Genomic DNA, 19452 nt, shown 5'->3' on the forward strand with positions numbered 1-19452 from the left:
GGCGGCGATCTTCTCAAGCTACGCCGCCGCGTTGGCCGTGCGTGCGGCTTGCAACGTTTCGAAGATGCGTTGCGGGGTCGCCGGCATGTCGATGTGGGTGACGCCGTAAGGGGCGAGCGCATCGACCAGGGCGTTGATCACCGCCGGTGGGGCGCCGATCGCCCCGGCTTCGCCCGCGCCCTTGATGCCCATCGGGTTGGTTGTGCAGGGGATGTCCTCGACGAAGCTGACGTCGAAGGTCGGCAGGTCATCCGCCCGGGGCATGGTGTAATCCTGGAAGCTGGCGGTGATCAGCTGACCCGAGTCCGGATCGTAGGCGGTGTTTTCCAGTAGCGCCTGACCGATTCCCTGCGCCGTGCCGCCATGCACCTGACCGCGTAGCATCAATGGGTTCACGATCTTGCCGGCGTCGTCGACGATCGTGTAGGCGACGATCTCGACCGCGCAGGTCTGCTCGTCGATCTCGATCTCGCAGACGTGGCAGCCGTTGGGGTAGGTGAGCGGCGGGGCCTGGTAGCGGGCGCTTTCTTCCACGCCGCCCATAAGGTCTTCCGGGAGATCCGCGCGCTCGGCGGCTTCCGCGACCGCTTGCAGGCTGACCTGGCGGTCGGTGCCGGCAATCGTGAAGGTGCCGGCGTCGAACTCCACGTCGCCGGGGGCGCATTCCATCATCCAGGCGGCGAGTTGCTTGGCCTTTTCGATCGCCTTGTCGGTTGCCGCCTGGGTCGCGCCACCGCCCATCAACAGCGAACGGGAGCCGCCGGTGCCCCGGCCGAACGCCAGCTCCGAGGTATCGCCCTGGCGCACCCGGATCTGCTCCGGCGTCAGGCCCAGGCGGTCGGCGATCAACTGAGCGTAGGCGGTCGCGTGGCCCTGGCCGTTGGTCTGGGTGCCGACCCACAGTGTCACGCCGCCGTCGCTGTCCAGCCGCAGCTTGGCTTCCTCCTCGCCGATGCCGGCACAACACTCGATATAGCTGGCATGTCCCAGGCCGCGCAGCTTGCCACGCCGGCGCGCTTCCGCCTTGCGCGCGTCGATGTTGGCGGCAGCGGCCCGCTCCAGCGCGGTCTGTTGGATGCGCGCGAAGTCGCCGCTGTCGTAGGTCATGCCGGTGGGAGTCGTGTGCGGCAGTTCCTCCGGCTTGATGAAGTTGCGGGCGCGCAGGTCCGCCGGGGACAGCCCCAGTTCGCGCGCGGCCGCGTCCATCGTGCGTTCCAGCAGGTAGGCCGCCTCCGGCCGTCCGGCGCCGCGGTAGGCGTCGACCGGCACGGTGTTGGTGAAGACCGCCCGCGTGCGGCCGAACAGGGCGGGGATGTTGTAGACGCCGGGGTACATGCGTGCGCCCGCGCTGGTCGCCACGTAGGGGCCGAAGTTGGACAGGTAGGCGCCCAGGTTGGCGATCGTATCGATCCGCACGCCAAGGATTTTCGCATGCGCGTCGAACGCGATCCGGACTTCGGTCACGTGATCGCGGCCGTGTACGTCGGACAGGAAGCTTTCGGTGCGCTCACCGGACCAGCGCACCGGCCGGCCGAGTTCCTTCGCCGCATGCAGGGCGACCACCTGCTCGCCGTACAGGAAGATCTTCATGCCGAAACCGCCGCCGACGTCCGGGGTGGTCACGCGCACGCGCGCCGGATCGACCTTCAGGATGTGTTCGGCCAGCTGGTTGCGCAGGCCATGCACGCCCTGACTGCCGGTGGTGAGGATGTAGGTGCCGGTCTCGGCATCGTATTCGCCCAGCGCCGCCCGTGGCTCCAGCGAGGCGACAACGACGCGGTTGTTGACCAGTTTCAGCCGGGTCACGTGATGCGCCTTGCCGAGCACATCGTTCGCCGCGCCCTCGTCGCCGATGCCGAAGTCCAGGCACAGGTTGTTCGGTGCCTGCTCCCAGATCTGCGGCGCGCCGCTGGCCAGCGTCTCTTCCAGGCCGATCACGTGGTCGAGTTCGCTGTAGGCCACCTCGACCAGCTCGGCGGCATCTGCGGCCTGCTGGGCGGTCTCCGCGACCACCACCGCGACCGGGTCGCCGACATGGCGTACCCGACCGCGCGCCAGCACGGGATGGCCCGGCATCACGGGCGGGTTGCCGTCGCGCCCCTGGACCGGGGTCATGCAGGGGATGTCCGCGATCCCGGCGGCATCGAGATCGCTGATCGTGTAGACGGCGTGCACGCCTTCGGCCTGTCGCGCGGCCTCGGTCTCGATCGAGTCGATCTCGGCGTGGGCGTGCGGGCTGCGTACCACGGCCATCTGCAAGGCGTTCGGGCGTTGCAGATCGTCCGTGTAGCTTCCGTGCCCGGTCAGCAGGCGCTGATCCTCGACGCGCGTGATCCCCTGGCCGACGCCGAATTGACCCATGATGCCATCGCTCCTTGCTGGCCGTGTCATAGCTGGTGTGCGGCATCCTAGCCGAGCACATCGGCCTGCACGAGGGGGGCTGGGATGTGCATCCTGGATGGCAGGCGTGCTTGAACCACCACCGGCCTCCCCCCAAATTGAACGATGCGCGGACGCCGCTTCGATGGGTCCGCGCGTCGCCGGTTGCCGACCTGGTCGGAGCCGTAGGTGACGGACGCAATAGAGATGCCTTGCTCCCCGGCGAGGAGGCCAGGACCCGATGTCGCGCGTATCCGTATTCAATTCCCCGCTGCTGCTGGGGTTCGACCACTTCGAGCGGGCGCTGGACCGTGTGTCCAAGACCGCCAGCGATGGGTATCCCCCGTACAACGTGGAACAGATCGGCGAAGACCATCTGCGGATCACGCTGGCGGTGGCTGGCTTCCGTCCGGAGGACCTGGAAGTGCGTGTCGAGGACACGCAGTTGACCATCCAAGGTCGGCAGAACGAGGACGAGAGCGAGCGGGTCTATCTGCATCGCGGCATCGCCTCGCGCCAGTTCAAACGGTCGTTCGTGCTCTCGGAAGGGATCGAAGTTCAGGGCGCCGCTCTGGACAACGGCCTTTTGCACATCGATCTCACCCGCGTGCGCCCTGAACCGCAAGTGCGCACGGTCGAGATCAAGACCGGTCAGCAGTCGCGCGAGGATCTCTCGCCGACGCATGTCAAGCGTGGCCAGGACAATGGCGCCGGCACCGCGCAGGACGCGGGGGCCGGTCGCGGCAACCAGCCGGGCAAGGCGCGGCAACCACTGGAGTAATCCGTTATCCGTTGACTAATCAGTTGCATGGCAAGCTGAGTTCTACCCCCTTCAATCACCCCCGCGCGAACGCCACATATGAACAAGTGGGAAACGCGAGATAGCTGCCTTCGAAAGGAGCGACCCTGATGCATAAGCACACGCACCAGGAGCAGGTGAGTCAGCAGGACCTGGCATCTTGGGGCCTGAACGACTTGGCGTATGTTAAGCCGGCCGTCCACGAGGGCCAGGACGTGTATGCCATCCACGCTGCGGACGGCACGCAGATGGCCTTGGTCAGCGACCGCGATGTCGCTTTTGCCGCGGCGCGTCAGCATGACCTGGAACCCGTCAGCGTCCATTAGCAGACGCATGCGAGGTCGAGGCACGTCGTGCGCCGGCGCAGTCGGTACAAGTCAGTGAATAGCTGGACAGAACGAAACGCCCCGGCGGGCATCAGTCCGCCGGGGCGTTTCGTGTATGGGGAAACCGTAGTGTCAGCTGGGGCTCGCGGCTTACGCCGCCCGGCTGGCCGCGGATTCCGTCAGGATGGCGTAGATCGCATCCGCGCTGTCGCTGCCGCGGAGCTTTTCGCAGACGTTGCGGTCGCGTAGCAGCCGGGAAATCCGGGCGAGCGCCTTCAAATGATCGGCGCCGGCGCTTTCCGGCGCCAGCAGCACGCAGATCAGGTCCACGGGCTGCTCGTCGATCGCTTCGAACTCGATCGGCGTTTCCAGCCGCGCGAACATGGCCTGCAGGTCGGACAGTTCCGACAGCTTGCCGTGCGGGATCGCGATGCCGTTGCCGACGCCCGTCGTGCCCAGCCGCTCGCGTTCCACCAGGACATCGAAAATGCGCCGCTCCGGCACGCCGATCAGATCGGACGCGCGCCGGGAGAGTTCCTGCAGGGCCTGCTTCTTGCTGGTCACCCGAAGATTGGGGACCACCGCATGCGGCCGTATGAGATCCGTGATTTCCATCCTCGGATCACCCTGGAAGACGGCAATGAATGAAAGGGCGGCAGGACCCGCGTATCACCCGCGGTTGTCCCGGACGTCCGGTGCGGCGGTCGCGTCGTCGGCGACGGTGTTGCCTTCCGGATCGACCCAGCCGACGTTTCCGTCAGCCCGACGGTAGATCATGTTCAACCCGCCATGCGCCGCATTGCGGAACATCATGGCCGGCACGTCGGCCAGGTCCAGGCGCATCACGGCCTCGCTCACCGACAGACTCGGGATATCGTAACTCATCTCGGCGACGACCGCCGGCTGCGTATCCGCGCCGTTGACGGCCGTATCCGCGCCAGTGGCGCCGAGCGCGGCGTCGTCCGCGTCGGCGGTCTCGTCAGCGCTCGCCAGCACGTAATGCCGGCCTTCGACCACCTCCAGGGGCGTCTGGGCGTGCTTCTTCTCGTCACGCAGCCGGCGCTTGTAGCGGCGCAGGCGCTTGGCGATCCGGTCCGCAGCCGCGTCGAAGGCAGCGTAGATGCGATCCGCCTCCGCTTCCGCAGCGAGGTGGAGGCCACGTCCCACGTGCACGTTCACCTGCGCATGGTACAGGTGATTGTTCTGCGACATCGTCACGCGTGCATCGATGGCGTCACCGAAGTATTTTCCGAAGATGGTCGTCAGGCTTTCCTCGATATGGCTGCGCAGCGCGTCGCCGATGTCGAGATGCCTGCCGTTTACCGACAGCTGCATGACTGTGTTTCCCGGATACGTCCGTCTCTTGGCGCGGACCGTCCCCCACGGGCCGTGTGGCCAGAGGCCGCGAACCTATGGAGGGGCGGAAGTGGTGTCAACTCGCGTGCGGACCCCCGCTTACGATCAGGCTACGCCGTCCATGGCCGGGTTCAAGAGCATTCTCCCAGGGTGCCCGTACGCCGCCGTCTAAGCATCAACGCGCGAGCGGGTCTCCGGTTCTGCACGCGATGACAGAAACCTTCGTGTCAGGCGATCGCTGCCTTTTCCCGCCGGCGCTGGGTGGAGGAGGGGATACGCAGGGCGTCACGGTATTTGGCGACCGTACGCCGGGCGATGTCCACTCCTTCCGCGCGCAGGATGGCGACGATCCGGTCATCCGACAGCACCGAGTCCGGCGTTTCCTGGTCTATCAGCGTCTTGATTCGCTGGCGCACGGCCTCTGCCGAATGGCTCCCGCCGTCAGCACCCTGGATCGTGGCGGTAAAGAAATACTTGAGTTCGTAGGTGCCGCGCGGGGTGGCCATGTACTTGTTGGCCGTGACCCGGCTGACGGTCGATTCGTGCATCTCGATCGTTTCGGCGATCTCGCGCAGGGTGAGCGGGCGCAGGTGCTCGACGCCGTGATGAAAGAACGCTTCCTGGTGGGTCACGATCGATTCGGCTACCTTGAGGATCGTATTGGCGCGCTGCTCCAGCGCGCGTACCAGCCAGTTCGCCGATTGCAGGCGCTCGCTCAGGAAACTGCGCGCGGCCTTGTCACGTTCGGCCGCTGCGCCGACTTGGCGCGCATAGCGTTGGTTGACCAGCACACGCGGCAGGGTTTCCGGATTCAGTTCCAGATGCCAGCCGCCCGTGCGCCCGGGGCGCATCAGGATATCCGGGACCAACGGCTGCACCGGTTGTCCCTCGAATGCCAGCGCCGGGCGCGGATCGAGGGCGCGCAGTTCCGCCAGCATGTCGGTGAGGTCCTCGGTATCGACCCCACATAGCCGCTTCAGGCGTGTCCAGTCGCGCTGCCCGGCCAGTTCCAGGTTGGCGACCAGGGTCTGCATCGCGGGGTCCAGGCGGTTGCGCTCGCGCAGCTGAATCGCCAGGCACTCCGCGAGGTCCCGGGCAAACACGCCTGCCGGGTCGAACCCCTGAAGCTGCGTCAGCACGGCCTCGATCCGTGCCGGCGCCACGCCCAGCAGATCGGCCAGTTCGTCCACCGGCGAAGCGAGATAGCCGGCCGGATCCAGGCTGTCGACCAGGGCTTCCGCGATCGCGCGGTCGCTCGGGTCGGACAGGCTGAGGTGCACCTGTTCCAGCAGATGGTCGCGCAGCGTGAGGGTGGTCGCCGTACGCTGGTCGATACTGGACAGCGCGTCCTCGTCCGCGCCGCTGCCCCCGCCACTGCCGGGGCCGCTGGTCCAGTCGGCTCCCATCTCCTCGGAAAAGCTGTCGGGGGCGGCGTCCCAATCGCGTTCGCCGCTGCGGTCGTCCAGGTCGTCCTCATCGCCGCGCCGGGGATCTGCAGCCTCGGTTTGCGGGCGGTCACGCTCATCGCGTTCGAGCAGCGGATTTTGCTCCAGCTCCTGCTCGATATAACTCGTCAGTTCCAGGTTGTTCAGTTGCAGCAGCTTGATCGCCTGCTGCAGCTGCGGCGTCATCACCAGGGATTGGCTGGTGCGGAGCTCTAACCGCTGGGAGAGCGCCATTGTGGGAAACCGTCTTTCGTTCCTACCAAGGCCGGAATGCCGCCGTGTGTTAATGTTAACAAACTTAGCACCGGAACGTTGCCGACGATTTAAGACGATCGTAGCCGCGCCGCCAAGGTTGGCGCGACAAACATACGGTGTAACGCCTTAGAGCGAAAAGCTCTCGCCCAGGTAGACGCGGCGCACTTCTTCGTGGGCGACGATCTCTGCTGGCGCACCTTCCATCAGGACCGCGCCCTCGTGAATGATGTAGGCGCGATCGACGATTTCCAGCGTTTCCCGGACGTTGTGGTCGGTGATCAGGACGCCGATCCCGCGGTGCTTGAGGTGGCCGACAAGGTCGCGGATGTCGCCCACAGCGATCGGGTCGATGCCGGCGAGCGGCTCGTCGAGCAGAATGAACGAGGGGTTGGAGGCGAGCGCGCGGGCGATCTCGACGCGTCGGCGTTCGCCGCCCGACAATGCCGGGGCCGGTGTGCGGCGCAGGTGGGAGATGCCGAACTCGCCCAGCAACTCTTCCAGCCGGGTCTGCCGGCGCTTACGGTTCGGCTCCACCGCCTCCAGGACGGCGTAGATGTTCTGTTCCACCGTCAGCCCGCGGAAGATCGAGGCTTCCTGCGGCAGATAGCCCACGCCCAGGCGCGCGCGCCGGTACATGGGCAGATCCGTGACGTCGGCGCCGTCCAGCGTGACCCAGCCGTAGTCCGGGCCGATCAGGCCGGTGATCATATAGAAGCAGGTGGTCTTGCCCGCGCCGTTCGGGCCCAGCAGGCCGACCGCCTCGCCGCGCTGGACCGACAGCGTGACCGAGCGAACCACCGGGCGTTTCTTGAACGCCTTGCCCAGGTTGATCGCCGCCAGGCCGCCGTAACGCGCGATCGTGCGCGGGTCGTTGCGCCCGAGTTCCTGTTCCTGCTGTGCCTGGGTGGTGGGGCTCTGAGGTTCGCCGGTGCGTTGCGGCGCCTGGCGGTCGCCGCGCAGGGGCGTGACGTTGCCCTGACCAGGCGCTTTGCCGTCGCCGCGCGGACGTCCATCGTCGGTCATTGGCTGGTCCCCTCGCTGCCCGCTGCGTCGTCGTCGCGTGCGTCTTCGGAGCTCTCGCGCGCTTCGGATTCGGCGGTGCTCGACGGATTGACGTCCTCAGCGGAATCCGGTTGCAGCAGCGCCCGGACGCGGCTGCCCGATCCCGCTTCAGGGGGCGCGCCGCGCAGCCGGCTGACCCCGGTGCGCAGGTTGACCTGTCCCCAGCCGCCGTTCAACTGGTTCTCGCCCCGGGTGATCTGGACGTTACCGGTCAGGGTGGCGATCTCGGTGCGCACGTTGTAGACGCCCCGGTCGCCCCGGGCGAACTCGGTCGGGGTGGAGATGCGCACGTTTTCGAACGCCTCGATCCGCTCGATCTCCTGCTCGCGGACGTTCCCGTTGTCGGCGGCATCCGTGCCGCCGCCGGCTTGCCCGCTGAAGCGGGCTGCCAGCACTTCCGCGCGAATCACCCGGTCGCCGCGCTCGGCCTTGGCATCCCCCCGGGCGACGGCAAGGTTGCGGGCCTGCCAGTACTCCAGGGAGTCCGCGGCCGTGATGGTCTCTTCAGGGGTCTTGAAACGCAGGTCGTCGCCGGTCAGCACCACGACCTGCTGGTCTAGGTCGTAAACCGCCTTGTCGCCGCGGCTGGTGGAGCGATCATCGACGATTCGCACCGAACCCACAGCTTCGACGCGATAGATCTGGGTGCTGCCGGTCGAGAGGCCGGTACCGCCGGAATCGCCGGTATCTGAGGCATTGTTGTCGCCGCCCTTGGCGTCCCGGTAATGCGCGATCAGGCGGTCACCGTATACCGTGACGCCGCCGCGGCTGGCGGTCGCGTTGCCGCGGGCGATATAGACTTGCTCTTCGCGCCGCCATTCGATGCCGTCGTCCGCATTGATCTCCAGCGGACCCTGGCCACTGCCGCCGGCCAATCCCTGTGCGGCGGCCGGTGTGGCGGCGCAAGCGGTCAACAGCGCCAGCACGGCGGCGAGGGCGCGGAGACTGGCGAATGGATGGCGGGCGGGGCGGATCACTGAGCTCCTTCCAGGGCGCTTTCCCGGATCGTCAGATGGCTCTTGCCGGTAAAGACGATGCGGGCGCCCTTGTCCAGGATACGGAAGCCCTGCGCGTCGATCTGGCCTTCCGGTCCCTGGCCGTGGACTTGCGTGTCGGACTGCGCCGTGCCGGCCTGCAGGTCGACGTTGGCGATTTCTGTCTCGAACTGGAAGCCGCGGTCGTGGAACAGGCGAACGGTCTCGCGCAGGTCCAGGCGTTCGTTCTTGCGATCATAAAGGCCGTGCTGTGCCGTGACGGTGACCCAGCTGCCGTCTTTCAGCGTCATATCGGCCTGGGGGGCCTGGAGGTCGACCTCGTCCGCGCCGCTGGACTCCTGAACGGCGCGGTCGGCGATCACGGTGAACGGTCGGTCTTCGGCGTCCCGGCTGCGGTAGCGCGGGTTCACCATGGTCAGGTTCTCGACCTCTTCGGAGGCTAACTCCGAAACCGAGAGTCGGAAGTTGCGTTCATCGGGCACCAGTTGGGGCCAGACGATCAGCACCAGGATAATCGCGGCCGCCAGGGCTGGTAGGGCGACCTTCATCGTGCCGACCAGCAGGCTATGCCGGTCGCGCAGCGACAGCCGGGGCGGCCGGCTCGCTTTGTCGGGTCCGGTGTGATCGCGCAGCGCGGCCATGGAGGGTCCGTCAGCGTCCTGTCCACGGACGGCGGGCGTCGCGGCATTCACCGCGCTTCAGGGGGCCGGCCGTCTCTTCCGTTATTCCAGCATGAAGCAGGGGCGGAGGTGCGCCCTGTTAGATGCAGTTTTGCATATGGTTGCCCTGCGCACGGAAACAATAGCAGACGTGCGCAAAGTCGGCGACAGGCCATCCGCGGGCGCTCGTGGGGCGGGGCAGGCAGCTCCCGCGCTTAGGAGTGCGCGAAGATGTCGACCTCTGACCAGCCAAGCAGGTCCAGACGCGCGCGCACCGGCAGGAAGTCGAAAATCTGCTGCGCCAGCTCCAGCCGGTTCTCGCGCGCAAGCAGACGGTCCAGAATCTCCTTCAACTGATGCAGGTAGAGTACGTCGGAGGCCGCGTAGCTCATCTGCTCCGGGGTCAGCTCGGCCGCGCCCCAGTCGCTGGACTGCTGCTGCTTCGACAGGTCGATGCCGAGCAGTTCCTTGCACAGCTCTTTCAGGCCGTGCCGGTCGGTGTAGGTGCGCACCAGCTTGCTGGCGGTCTTGGTGCAGTAGACCGGCCCGGTCGGCTCGCCGAAGTGGGCCTCGAACATCGCCAGGTCGAAGCGGGCGTAGTGGAAGATCTTGGTGACGTGCGGATCGCGTAGCAGCGCGCGCAGGTTGGGCGCGCTGTAGTCGCGGTCGGCGAACTGCACGAGGTGAACATTGCCGTCTCCAGCGGACAGCTGCACCAGGCACAGCCGGTCGCGCACCAGGTTCAGACCCATCGTCTCGCTGTCGACGGCGACCGTGTTCCCGAGATCGACGTCGGCGGGCAGATCGTTTTGGTGCAGCTGGATCGCCACGGTGGTATGCCCCATTTATCTTGGTATGACATCGGCCGCGGCCCGGCGCGCCGCGTGCCTGCGCACAAGTGCCGAGCGGCGAGGGTGCGCGGACCATAGCCGCGCATATCCGGGTGTCAACGGGCCCGCCAGGGATGCTATACCCCCGCCCGCACCGCCCGCCCGGCTGCGTGCCCGGTGAGCGACCCAGACGTCATCGAACCCGAAGAACGACCAGGAAGCGGAAAGACGACAATGGCGAAGGTTGCGACGGTTTTCGGCGGCTCCGGCTTCGTTGGGCGCTACATCGTCAAACGCCTGGCGAAGGAAGGCTGGGTCGTGCGCGTGGCGGTGCGCGACACCGAGAAGGCGCACTTCCTGCAGCCCTACGGCAATGTCGGGCAGATCGTGCGCATGCGCGTGCCGATCCAGGATGAAGAGGCGGTCCGCGAGGCCGTCGCTGGTGCGGATGCGGTGTTCAACGCGATCGGTTTGTTGTTCGAGCCGGGCGGCGCCCAGACGTTCGACGAGGTGCACGTCAATGGCCCCGAGCGGATCGCGCGGCTGTGCGCGGAAACCGGCGTTAAACGCCTGATCCATGTCTCCGCGATCGGCGCGGACAAGGAGTCCGACTCGGTCTACGCCCGCACCAAGGCGCTGGGCGAGGAGGCGACCCATAAGCACTTCCCGCAGGTTTCGATCCTGCGGCCGTCGATTGTGATCGGACCGGAAGACGGTTTCCTGAACTTCTTCGCCCAGATGGCCCGAATCTCACCGGCGCTGCCGCTGATCGGGGGCGGCAAGACGCGGTTCCAGCCGGTCTACGTCGGCGACGTCGCGGATGCGGCGATGGTCTGCGTCCACGAGAGCAAGACCAAGGGCAAGACCTACGAACTGGGCGGCCCCCAGATCTATACCTTCAAGCAGCTGATGGAGATTCTGCTGAAGGAGATCCGGCGCAAGCGTCTCTTGTTGCCGATCCCCTTCGGCGTCGCGCAGGTCCAGGCCGGGATCGCCGAACTGCTGCCCAAGCCGCTATTGACCCGCGATCAGGTGACGCTGCTGAAACAGGACAACGTGGTGCAGAAGGGCGCGCTGTCGTTCAAAACGCTCGGCCTGGAGCCGCAGGCGATCGAGGCGATCCTGCCGACCTATCTGATCCGTTATCGCCCTGGCGGCCGCTTCGCCAAGCATCACCTGCCAAGCGACGCGCGGTAGAAGGTTCGACCTTCAGGGTGGATTCGCCGCGTTCGCGGCAGTCCACCGCGCCGGCGGTCGATAGTGCGTGGGGCTGCCGCTACAGCACGCCTGTATAGATAAGTGTGAGCAGCAGGCCGCCGAGCGCGATCCGGTAGACGACGAACGGCGTGAAGCTGGCGACCGCCAGCCAGCGCATCAGCAGTGCGATCGCGATCCAGGCGGCGACGAACGCCATCGCCGCGGCGATCAGCGCGTCCAGGCCGAGGGCCAGGTTGCCGCTTTCGTAGACATCGAGGCCGGCCAGCGTCCCCGCCCCCGCGATCGCCGGGATCGCCAGCAACATGGAAAAGCGTGCGGCCTCGCGCCGGTCATAGCCGAGCAGCCGGCCCGCGGTCATGGTGATGCCGGACCGGCTGGTGCCGGGCACCAGCGCCAGGACCTGCATCATCCCGATGATCAGCGCGTCCGCCCAGCGCATTTCGGGGATACGCTTCATCTGGGCGCCCGCCTTGTCCGCGACATAAAGCAGCAGCCCGAAGCCGAGCGTGGTCCAGGCGATCACCTGCGCGCTGCGCAGCAGGTCGTCGACCACATCCTTGAGCAGAAAGCCGGCGACAATCACCGGCAGGGTCGCCAAGACGACGAAGATCGCCAGTCGCGTGCCCGCCGTGGGCCGGCCGGCGAGCCCGGCGAAAACCCCTGTCAGCATGTCCCAGATGTCGCGCCAGAAATAACCGCAGACGGCGGCGAGCGTGCCGACGTGCACGGCGATGTCCACGATCAACTGGTCATGTTCCGGGACATTGGACTCCAGCGCTTCCCAGGTCAGGACCAGATGGCCGGAGGAAGAGATCGGCAGGAATTCGGTGATGCCCTGAACCAGCGACAGGACGAACAGGTGAAGGAGCGGCAATTCGGCAGACCTCGTCAGTGCGACGGGACGGGCAGAGCGATGAGGCGCGCAGGCGCGTGCGCAGGCTTTATACGGCGTTGCGTCTGCGAACGCCATGGCACATAGATAGTTCCGGTATGTTTACGATTGTTCCAATGGGGTAATGCCGACCAAGATGATATGCGGTTCCGGGTGCAGCCTTTCATGCCTGATATGGCAGTATTGCTGACCTATATCTATTGTTTGGTCTGGCCTCGCTCGGATATGCGCGCTATAAGGGGCGCTGACATCCCGGCGCCCGTGTGCTGCCGGGGCGCGTCGCTTCGAACACCGAATTCCGTGCGGTCCGGTTGCGGCCCAAGCGCCTGGCTGATGCGCGGGCGCGCCGGCTGGACACGACGGAGGGGGCGCCCGCCGAGACGGGCTGCAGCCGCTTTTCAGGAGGCTTGAGAACAATATGCCGCGACAGACGCTCAAGTTCGTGAACGTCGCCAAGCAGATGCCGGAGAAGCGGGACGGTGAGACCCGGCGGCGCGACTTCGACGAGATATATGAGAGCTTCAAGCCGGAAGAGGCGCAGACCCAGGCCGGGCGCTGTTCGCAGTGCGGCGTGCCGTACTGTCAGGTGCACTGCCCGCTGCACAACAACATTCCCGACTGGCTGATGCTCACCTCCGAGGGTCGGCTGCAGGAGGCCTACGAGGTCTCCAGCGCCACCAACAACATGCCCGAGGTGTGCGGCCGGATCTGCCCGCAGGACCGGCTGTGCGAGGGCAACTGCGTGATCGAGCAGGCCGGCCATGGCACCGTCACGATCGGCGCGGTGGAAACCTACATCACCGAGACCGCCTGGGATCAGGGCTGGGTCGAGCCGGTCAAGCCGATCCGCGAGCGCAGCGAGACGGTCGGCATCATCGGCGCGGGCCCCGGCGGGCTGGCGGCGGCCGAGCAGCTGCGCCGCAAGGGCTATCAGGTGCACGTCTACGACCGTTACGACCGGATCGGCGGTCTGATGATCTACGGCATCCCGAACTTCAAGCTGGAGAAGTACGTCATCGAGCGCCGCGCCCGGCTGCTCTACGACAGCGGTGTGCACTTCCATCTCAACTTCGAGATCGGCCGTGACATGACCCTGCCGCAATTGCGCCAGCACCACGACGCCGTGCTGATCGCCACCGGCGTCTACAAGGCGCGCGACGTGCAGGTTCCTGGCGTCGGCCTGAACGGCGTGGTGCGCGCGCTCGACTTCCTGACCGCGTCCAACCGCAAGGGCCTGGGCGACGCGGTGCCGGAGTTCGACAGCGGCACGCTCAATGCCGAAGGTAAGAACGTCGTCGTGGTCGGCGGCGGCGACACCGCGATGGACTGCGTGCGCACCGCGATGCGCCAGGGCGCCAAGAGCGTGAAGTGCCTCTATCGGCGCAACCGCCAGAACATGCCGGGCTCGCAGCGCGAGGTCGCCAACGCCGAGGAGGAGGGCGTGGAGTTTGTCTGGCTCGCCGCGCCCAAGGCCTTCCTGGGCGATGACCACGTCACCAAGGTGCGCGCCCAGCGCGTCCATCTGGGCATCCCGGACGCCAGCGGCCGCCAGGCCCCGCAGATCGTCGAGGGTAGCGACTACGACCTGGACGCCGACATGGTGATCAAGGCGCTCGGTTTCGACGCCGAGGACCTGCCGACCCTGTTCGCGTGCGAAGAGCTGGAGACCACGCGCTGGGGCACGGTCAAGGTCGACTTCCGCAACCTGATGACCAGCCTGGACGGCGTGTTCGCCGCTGGCGACATCGCGCGCGGCGCCAGCCTGGTGGTCTGGGCGATCCGCGACGGCCGCGACGCCGCCGAGCAGATCGACGGCTACATCAAGCGCCAGGCCAGTGGCACCACCGCCGGGGCCCGTCCGGCCGAGGCGGTGGCGGCGGAGTAGGGCGGGGCGCGATGTATCGCCTGTTCGCCGATCCGACCTCGGGCAACTGCTACAAGGTTGCGCTGATCCTGCATCTGACCGGGCAGGAGGCGCAGATCGTGCGCACCTCCGTCATCGAGGGGCACACGCAGGACCCGCGCTTCCGGGCGTTGAACCCGGACGGGCGGGTGCCGTTCCTGCAGTTTCCCGACGGCCGCGCGATGGGGGAATCCAACGCGCTGCTGCTCTCGCTCGCCCGCGGGACGGCATACCGGCCGGCCGACCCGGTTGAGGAGGACGCGCTGCTCGCGTGGCTGTTCTTCGAGCAGTACAGCTTCGAGCCCAACATCGCCACGGCGCGTGTCTGGCGGCACTTCACCGGCGTGCCCGAAGGGCATGCGGAGGTGCTGGCGGCAAAGATGGCGAACGGCGCGCATGCACTGAAGGTGCTTGACCAGGCGCTGGAGACGCGGGCGTTTCTGGCTGGCCAGCACTTCACGGTCGCCGACATCGCGCTCTATGCCTACGCGCATCTAGCCGGTGAGGGTGGGTTCGACCTGAACGACTATCCAGCCGTACGCGCCTGGCTGGCGCGGGTCTCCGACCAGCCGGGCTTTCTGGACATGCCGGCGCTGTTCGCCAATGCGCCGACGGTCGATTTCGACGACGCCCTCGCGGCGGCATAACCCGCGCCCGCTGCGGCGGGCCGCGTGATCAGCGATGAAGAGGAACGATGCCATGACCAGCGTTTGGGGCCAGGGCCAGGACGCCATCCGCGCGTGGGAGGAGAACGCCCGCACGCTGAGCGAGAGCGGTCTCTACGATCCGTCGGAGGAGCACGACGCCTGCGGCGTCGGCCTGATCGCCTCGGTCGACGGCAGCGCGCGGCGGGACGTCGTACAGGCCGGGATCGACGCCCTGAAGGCGGTCTGGCACCGCGGCGCGATCGACGCCGACGGCAAGACCGGTGATGGCGCGGGCATCCACGTCGAGATTCCGCAGGACTTCTTCCACGAGCACATCGCCGCCGCCGGCCATAAGCCGGGCCCGGAGCGCGTCGCCGTGGGCATGATGTTCCTGCCGCGTACCGACCTGGACGCCCAGGAGCGTTGCCGCGTCATCGTCGAGCGCGAGATCCTGAAGTACGGCTATACGATTTACGGCTGGCGTCAGGTCCCGGTGAACACCGAGGTGATCGGCGAGAAGGCCAACGCGACCCGGCCGGAGATCGAGCAGATCATGATCTCCAACGCGCGCGGGCGGTCGGCCAGCGACTTCGACCTGGACCTCTACGTCATCCGCCGGCGGATCGAAAAGGCGGTCGCGGAGGAGTCGATCAAGGACTTCTACTGCTGTTCCCTGTCGTGCCGCTCGATCATCTACAAGGGCATGTTCCTGGCCGAGCAGCTGACCTCTTTCTACCCCGACCTGGAGGATCAGCGCTTCGTCTCGTCCTTCGCGATCTTCCACCAGCGCTACTCGACCAACACCTTCCCGACCTGGCCGCTGGCCCAGCCGTTCCGCGTGCTGGCCCACAACGGCGAGATCAACACGCTGCGCGGCAACGTGAACTGGATGAAGGCGCACGAGTGCCGCCTGGACCATCCGCGTTTCGGGGAGCGGATCGAGGACGTGAAGCCGGTGGTGCAGGCGGGTTCGAGCGATTCGGCCGCGCTTGACGCCACCTTCGAGCTTCTGGTGCGGGCCGGCCGTTCGGTGCCGATGGCGAAGACGTTGCTGATCCCGGAATCCTTCTCCGCCGACCGGTCGATGCCGGAAGAGCTGAAGGACCTCTACCGCTACTGCAACTCGGTGATGGAGCCGTGGGACGGCCCGGCGGCGATCTGCGCCTTCGGCGGCCGCTGGGTGCTGGGCGGCATGGACCGCAATGGCCTGCGTCCGCTGCGCTACACCGTCACCGACGACGGTCTGCTGTTCGTTGGCTCCGAGACCGGCATGGTTCGCCTGAACGAGCAGAACATCATCGAGAAGGGCAAGATCGGCCCCGGGCAGATGATCGCCGTCGATCTCGAGGAGGGACAGCTCTACCACGACGGTGAGCTCAAGCACATGCTGGCCACCCAGCAGCCGTTCGGCGAGTGGGTGCAGCAGATCACCAAGATCGACGACATCGTACGTCCGGATCACGGCGAGCACGCGGAATACGACAAGCCGGGCCTGCGCCGTCGTCAGCTCGCCTTCGGGCAGACGATGGAGGACATGGAAATGGTCCTCCACCCGATGGTCGAGGACTCCAAGGAGGGCCTCGGCTCGATGGGCGACGACACGCCGCTCGCCGTGCTGTCCGACCGCTATCGGCCGCTGCACCACTTCTTCCGGCAGAACTTCAGCCAGGTCACCAACCCGCCGATCGACTCCCTGCGGGAGAAGATGGTGATGACGCTGAAGACCCGCCTGGGCAATCTCGGCAACATCCTGGACGAGGACGCCAGCCAGTGCCGGCTGCTGCAGTTGGACAGCCCCGTCCTGACCAACGCCGAATTCGAGTCCATGCGCGCCTACATGGGCGATACGGTGGCGGAGATCGACTGCACGTTCGACCCCGCCGGCGGCGAGGCGGCGATGCACGCGGCCCTGCTGCGCGTCCAGCAGGAGGCCGAGGATGCGGTGCGCGGCGGCTGCGAGCACGTCGTGCTGTCGGACAAGGCGCTCGGTGCCGACAAGGCGCCGTTGCCGATGATCCTCGCGACCGGCGGCGTGCACACCTACTTGATGCGTCAGAAGCTGCGTACCTTCACCTCGCTCAATGTGCGCTCGGGCGAGTGCCTGGACGTGCACTACTTCGCCGTGCTGATCGGCGTCGGCGCGACCACGGTGAACGCCTATCTGGCCCAGGAGTCGATCGCCGACCGGCACGCCCGTGGCCTGTTCGGCGACTGGAGCCTCGAGACCTGCCTGCAGCACTTCAAGAAGGCGGTCGACGAGGGGCTGCTCAAGATCATGTCCAAGATGGGCATCTCGGTGCTGGCCTCCTATCGCGGCGCCTACAACTTCGAGGCGGTCGGCCTGTCGCGCACGCTGGTCGACGAGTTCTTCCCCGGCATGCCGTCGCGGATTTCCGGCATCGGCCTGTCGGGCCTGCAGCAGAAGGTGCTGGAGCTGCACGAACGCGCCTGGGCGGAGGACTTCATCGCCCTGCCGGTGGGTGGCTTCTACAAATACCGCCGGCGCGGCGAGCGGCACTCCTGGGACGGCCAGTTGATCCACGTGATGCAGTCGGCCGTGGCCAGCGACAGCTACTCGACCTTCAAGAAGTTCTCCGAGGGCGTGCGCAACCTGCCGCCGACTACGCTGCGCGATCTGCTCGACTTCAACACCAAGGACATCAGCCCGGTGTCGGTCGAGGAGGTCGAATCGATCACCGCGATCCGCAAGCGCTTCGTCACCCCGGGCATGTCGCTGGGCGCGATGAGCCCGGAGGCGCACAAGACGCTGAACATCGCGATGAACTCGATCGGCGCCAAGTCCGACAGCGGCGAGGGCGGCGAGGATCCGGCGCACTTCAAGCCGGACGAGAAGGGCAATAACCCGAACTCCGCGATCAAGCAGGTTGCCTCGGGCCGCTTCGGTGTGACGGCGGAATACCTGAACAACTGCCGGGAGATCGAGATCAAGGTCGCCCAGGGCGCCAAGCCCGGCGAGGGCGGCCAGCTGCCCGGCTTCAAGGTGACCGACATCATCGCCAAGCTGCGCCACGCCACGCCGGGCGTGCCGCTGATCAGCCCGCCGCCGCACCACGACATCTACTCGATCGAGGATCTGGCGCAGCTGATCTACGATCTAAAGCAGATCAACCCGGATGCGGAGGTCTGCGTCAAGCTGGTCGCGCGCTCGGGCATCGGCACGATCGCCGCGGGCGTGGCCAAGGCGAAGGCGGACGTCATCCTGATCGCCGGCCACAACGGCGGCACGGGCGCGAGCCCGCTGACCTCGATCAAGTACGCCGGCATCCCCTGGGAGCTGGGACTGTCGGAGGTGCACCAGGTACTCACGCTCAACCGCCTGCGTCACCGGGTGAAGCTGCGCACCGACGGCGGCCTGAAGACCGGCCGGGACATCGTCACCGCGGCGATCCTGGGCGCGGAGGAGTTCGGCGTGGGCACCGCCTCGCTGGTGTCGGTCGGCTGCATCATGGTCCGGCAGTGCCACTCCAACACCTGCCCGGTCGGCGTGTGTACGCAGGATGAGAAGCTGCGTGAGAAGTTCACCGGCACGCCGCAGAAGGTGGTGAACCTCTTCTCCTTCATGGCGGAGGAGGTGCGCGAGGTGCTGGCGTCGCTGGGCGCGCGCACGCTGAACGAGGTGATCGGCCGGACCGAGCTCCTGCATCAGGTGAACCGAGGCGCGCCGAACCTGGACGACCTCGACCTGAACCCGCTGCTGGCGCGCCCCGATCCGGGCGAGTACGCCACCTACTGCACCCGCCAGGGCCGTAACGAGGTGAACGATACCCTGGACGCCCAGATGGTGGAGGACGCCCGCACGCTGTTCACCGATGGCGAGAAGATGCAGCTGCAGTACACCATCCGGAACACCCAGCGGGCGATCGGCACGCGCCTGTCCTCGCACATCGTGCGCAAGTTCGGCATGAACGGGTTGCGTCCTGGCCACGCCACCGTGCGCCTGCGCGGCTCCGCCGGTCAGTCGCTGGGCGCGTTCGCCGTCCGGGGGCTGAAGCTGGAGGTGTTCGGCGACGCCAACGACTACGTCGGCAAGGGCCTGTCGGGCGGGACCATCGTCGTCCGGCCGACCACCGCGAGCCCGCTGGAAAGCCAGAAGAACTCGATTATCGGCAACACGGTGCTGTACGGCGCCACCAGCGGCCGGTTGTTCGCCGCTGGGCAGGCCGGGGAGCGCTTCTGCGTGCGCAACTCGGACGCCGTCGCCGTGGTCGAGGGCTGCGGGGCCAACGGCTGCGAGTACATGACCGGCGGCACCGCAGTGATCCTGGGCAACGTCGGCCCGAATTTCGGTGCCGGCATGACTGGCGGCATGGCCTACATCTACGATCCCGACGGCGATTTCGAACGCCGGGTCAATCCGGACCAGGTGATCTGGCAGCGCATCCAGACCGATTACTGGGAAGGCGTGGTCCGTGACCTGATCGCCGAGCACGTCCGCGAGACCCAGTCCCGCTTCGCCGAGCGGTTGCTGATCGACTGGCAGAGCGAGCGGGAGCACTTCTGGCAGGTGGTGCCCAAGGAGATCATCCCGCACCTGGAACAGCCGCTCACCCACGAAGGCCGCGAAGCCCGCGCGGAGCCCGCGGAGTAGGGCACGGCGCGTGGCTATAGGATTGACGGAGGCCGGCCGGTGCCCTGTGGCGCCGGCCGGCCTTTTTTTTGACCAGG

The 19452-nt window shown here is 66.9% G+C and carries 15 protein-coding genes; 6 read left to right on the forward strand and 9 right to left on the reverse strand.

Translation table 11 applies throughout. The features are described from left to right. Positions 1–18: 18 nt before the first annotated feature. The gene (locus RHOSA_RS0106100) at positions 19–2361 is read right to left on the reverse strand and encodes a xanthine dehydrogenase family protein molybdopterin-binding subunit (RefSeq protein ID WP_027287976.1); all 2343 of its coding nucleotides are present in this window, start codon (positions 2359–2361) and stop codon (positions 19–21) included. Positions 2362–2620: 259 nt separating this feature from the next. Between RHOSA_RS0106100 and RHOSA_RS20840 the strand changes: the two genes are divergently transcribed. Continuing rightward, the gene (locus tag RHOSA_RS20840) at positions 2621–3160 is read left to right on the forward strand and encodes an Hsp20 family protein (RefSeq protein WP_081728526.1); all 540 of its coding nucleotides are present in this window, start codon (positions 2621–2623) and stop codon (positions 3158–3160) included. 128 nt (positions 3161–3288) lie between these two features. Beyond that, a complete protein-coding gene (locus RHOSA_RS0106110; RefSeq protein WP_027287977.1) occupies positions 3289–3504 on the forward strand; it encodes a DUF1150 family protein in 216 nt (71 codons plus the stop codon). 150 nt (positions 3505–3654) lie between these two features. On the opposite strand, the gene ptsN is transcribed toward RHOSA_RS0106110, so the two are convergent. The 7 genes from ptsN to RHOSA_RS0106145 form a co-directional block, all read right to left on the reverse strand. Next, entirely contained in the window at positions 3655–4119 is a 465-nt protein-coding gene (gene ptsN / locus RHOSA_RS0106115; protein ID WP_027287978.1) for a PTS IIA-like nitrogen regulatory protein PtsN, read from the reverse strand. Positions 4120–4173: 54 nt separating this feature from the next. Continuing rightward, the gene (gene hpf / locus RHOSA_RS0106120; RefSeq protein ID WP_027287979.1) at positions 4174–4839 is read right to left on the reverse strand and encodes a ribosome hibernation-promoting factor, HPF/YfiA family; all 666 of its coding nucleotides are present in this window, start codon (positions 4837–4839) and stop codon (positions 4174–4176) included. 248 nt (positions 4840–5087) lie between these two features. Continuing rightward, positions 5088–6539, reverse strand: coding sequence for an RNA polymerase factor sigma-54 (rpoN, locus tag RHOSA_RS0106125; protein ID WP_027287980.1), 1452 nt, complete (start codon positions 6537–6539; stop codon positions 5088–5090). Positions 6540–6686: 147 nt separating this feature from the next. Further along, the gene (gene lptB / locus RHOSA_RS20845; protein ID WP_081728527.1) at positions 6687–7583 is read right to left on the reverse strand and encodes an LPS export ABC transporter ATP-binding protein; all 897 of its coding nucleotides are present in this window, start codon (positions 7581–7583) and stop codon (positions 6687–6689) included. Beyond that, the gene (locus RHOSA_RS20850; RefSeq protein WP_051431865.1) at positions 7580–8599 is read right to left on the reverse strand and encodes an LptA/OstA family protein; all 1020 of its coding nucleotides are present in this window, start codon (positions 8597–8599) and stop codon (positions 7580–7582) included. The genes lptB and RHOSA_RS20850 overlap by 4 nt, the downstream gene beginning before the upstream one ends. Continuing rightward, a complete protein-coding gene (gene lptC, locus RHOSA_RS20855; protein ID WP_051431866.1) occupies positions 8596–9258 on the reverse strand; it encodes an LPS export ABC transporter periplasmic protein LptC in 663 nt (220 codons plus the stop codon). The genes RHOSA_RS20850 and lptC overlap by 4 nt, the downstream gene beginning before the upstream one ends. A gap of 233 nt (positions 9259–9491) precedes the next feature. Next, the gene (locus RHOSA_RS0106145) at positions 9492–10121 is read right to left on the reverse strand and encodes a ribonuclease D (protein ID WP_207140332.1); all 630 of its coding nucleotides are present in this window, start codon (positions 10119–10121) and stop codon (positions 9492–9494) included. A gap of 219 nt (positions 10122–10340) precedes the next feature. Here RHOSA_RS0106145 and RHOSA_RS0106150 point away from each other — a divergent pair, with 219 nt between their 5' ends. Next, a complete protein-coding gene (locus tag RHOSA_RS0106150; protein ID WP_027287982.1) occupies positions 10341–11303 on the forward strand; it encodes a complex I NDUFA9 subunit family protein in 963 nt (320 codons plus the stop codon). Between the two features lie 79 nt (positions 11304–11382). Here the strand turns inward: RHOSA_RS0106150 and RHOSA_RS0106155 are convergent, their stop codons facing one another. Then, positions 11383–12198, reverse strand: a complete 816-nt coding sequence (locus RHOSA_RS0106155; RefSeq protein ID WP_027287983.1) for an undecaprenyl-diphosphate phosphatase — start codon at positions 12196–12198, stop codon at positions 11383–11385. Positions 12199–12634: 436 nt separating this feature from the next. On the opposite strand from RHOSA_RS0106155, the gene RHOSA_RS0106160 reads away from it, so the two are divergent. Genes RHOSA_RS0106160 through gltB form a run of 3 tightly spaced genes read left to right on the forward strand, consistent with a single transcriptional unit; the run spans position 12635 to position 19375 of the window. Then, positions 12635–14101 (forward strand): NAD(P)-dependent oxidoreductase, encoded by a 1467-nt coding sequence (locus RHOSA_RS0106160; protein WP_027287984.1) that lies wholly within the window; start codon positions 12635–12637, stop codon positions 14099–14101. Between the two features lie 11 nt (positions 14102–14112). Next, on the forward strand, positions 14113–14766 hold the full coding sequence (locus RHOSA_RS20860) for a glutathione S-transferase family protein (protein ID WP_051431867.1): 654 nt from the start codon (positions 14113–14115) through the stop codon (positions 14764–14766). A gap of 52 nt (positions 14767–14818) precedes the next feature. Beyond that, on the forward strand, positions 14819–19375 hold the full coding sequence (gene gltB / locus RHOSA_RS0106170) for a glutamate synthase large subunit (RefSeq protein WP_027287985.1): 4557 nt from the start codon (positions 14819–14821) through the stop codon (positions 19373–19375). Positions 19376–19452 lie beyond the last annotated feature (77 nt).

The organism is Rhodovibrio salinarum DSM 9154 (assembly GCF_000515255.1).
Taxonomy (GTDB): Bacteria; Pseudomonadota; Alphaproteobacteria; order Kiloniellales; family Rhodovibrionaceae; genus Rhodovibrio; species Rhodovibrio salinarum.